Below are 1,787 nucleotides of genomic sequence, written 5' to 3' on the forward strand. Positions count from 1 at the left end.
GTGGACAAAGGCGGTGAGCCGCTCGCGGGCGGCATCGCGGCGCAGGCCGTGCAGGTCGACCTCGCCCTGGATGGCCCAGCCGCCGCGGCGCAGCTTGCGCAGCACGTCGATGCCGATCTCGGGGCGGCGGTAGGACAGCTGGTCGTCGGTCTCGAGCAGCGTGACCGGATCGAACTCGTCGGAGAGCGATTCGTACAACGCGCGCTCCTCATCGAGCTCGCGCTGGCGCGGCTCGGGCGAGGGCGGCGTGGGCACCGCGTGGCGGCGGCCGCTCGGGGCCACCGGCTGCACGCGGCCGACGCTGTTGGAGAACAGGTTGGCCTCGCGCAGCCGGCGGGCTTCTTCCTCGCGGGCCCGGGCTGCCTGTTCGGCGGCCTCGCGCTCGGCGCGCTTCAGCGCCTCGCGGATGTCGCCCAGGTCCTGCAGGCTGCGCAGGCTCACAGCAGGCCTCGCTCCACGAACGAGACCACCTCGGTGTCGCCGACCACCAGGTGGTCGAGCACGCGCACGTCGATCATCGCGAGCGCCGACTTCAGCGTCTGCGTCAGCATCTCGTCGGAGCGCGACGGCTGCGCCGAGCCCGACGGGTGGTTGTGCGCGAGGATCACCGCGGCCGCATGCAGCTGCAGCGCGCGCTTGAGCACCTCGCGCGGGTAGACGCTGGCCTGCGTGAGCGAGCCGCGGAACATCTCCTCCATCTGGATCAGCCGGTTCTGCGCATCGAGGAACAGCACCGAGAACACCTCGTGGCCGCGCCCGCCGAGCTGCAGCCGCAGGTAGTCCTTGACGAGGATGACGTTGTCGAGCACCGGCCGCTCGGCCATCTGCTGGCCGAGCGAGCGGCGCGCCAGCTCGAGCACCGCGCTGACCTGCGCCAGCTTCGCGGGGCCGAGCCCCTTGATGCGCTGCAGCGCCTGCGGATCGGCCCGCAGCAGCCCGGTGAGCCCCCCGAAATCGTCGAGCAGGCGCTGCGCCAGGCCCAGCACCGAATCGCCCTTGACGCCGGTGCGCAGCAGCAGCGCGACCAGCTCGGCATCGGCCAGGGCCTGCGGGCCGCGGGCCAGCAGTTTTTCACGCGGACGGGCGTCGGCAGGCAGGTCTTTGAGCAGCATGGGCATGGTCCGGCGACGCGGCGGGGCGCCGCACCTAAAATTGGGCCCAGTCTATCGAACCAGGATTTGCCTTGACCCACGTTCAACAGGGATCGTTCCTGACCCTGCACTACCGACTGGCCGGCCCCGACGGCGTCGACCTGATCAACACCTTCGCCGAGAAGCCGGCCACGCTGTCATTGGGCAGCGGCGAGCTCTCGCCGGCGATGGAAGCGCGCCTGATGGGCCTGGCCGAGGGCACCCGGGCCTCGTTCGACCTGCCGGCCGGAGAGGCCTTCGGCGAGCGCAACCCCGAGATGCTGCAGCGTGTGAAGCTCGCGCTGCTGCACGAGCTGGGCGACCCCGACGAGCAGTACCACCTGGGCGACGTGGTGCAGTTCCCGACGCCCGACGGCCAGGCCTCGTATGCCGGCGTCGTGCGCGAGGTGGGCAGCGACTGGCTGCTGTTCGACTTCAACCACCCGCTGGCGGGCCAGCCGGTGACCTTCGAAGTGCAACTGATCGGGGTGCTGTGATGAGCGCGAACCACATGACGACCCAGACGCTGGACGAAGTGCTGCTGGCCGAGCCGCGCGGCTWTTGCGCCGGGGTCGACCGCGCGATCGAGATCGTCGAACGCGCGATCAAGAAATTCGGCTCGCCGATCTACGTGCGCCACGAGATCGTGCACAACAC

Annotated in this window: 3 protein-coding genes and 1 pseudogene; 2 read left to right on the plus strand and 2 right to left on the minus strand. The window is 70.5% G+C overall.

Annotated features, from left to right (window positions below; translation table 11 throughout):
* Both AC1D12_RS32495 and radC read right to left on the minus strand, forming a co-directional pair.
* Positions 1-441, minus strand: a 441-nt coding sequence (locus tag AC1D12_RS32495) for a Smr/MutS family protein (protein ID WP_477845260.1), incomplete at its 3' end; no start/stop codon positions are given.
* Entirely contained in the window at positions 438-1,112 is a 675-nt protein-coding gene (gene radC / locus AC1D12_RS32500) for a RadC family protein (RefSeq protein ID WP_047507475.1), read from the minus strand. The genes AC1D12_RS32495 and radC, both read right to left, overlap by 4 nt.
* A gap of 71 nt (positions 1,113-1,183) precedes the next feature.
* On the opposite strand from radC, the gene AC1D12_RS32505 reads away from it, so the two are divergent.
* Complete coding sequence (locus AC1D12_RS32505; protein WP_047591370.1) at positions 1,184-1,627, plus strand: FKBP-type peptidyl-prolyl cis-trans isomerase; 444 nt, start codon at positions 1,184-1,186, stop codon at positions 1,625-1,627.
* 14 nt (positions 1,628-1,641) lie between these two features.
* Positions 1,642-1,787, plus strand: a pseudogene (gene ispH / locus AC1D12_RS32510) (4-hydroxy-3-methylbut-2-enyl diphosphate reductase); the annotation flags it as partial.

It is taken from the genome of Rhizobacter sp. P1_G5, from assembly GCF_056405435.1.

Bases quoted from the DNA above. Each gene is read 5' to 3' on its own strand.
- radC (WP_047507475.1), bottom strand. From the start codon at position 1,112: ATGCTGCTCAAAGACCTGCCTGCCGACGCCCGTCCGCGTGAAAAACTG.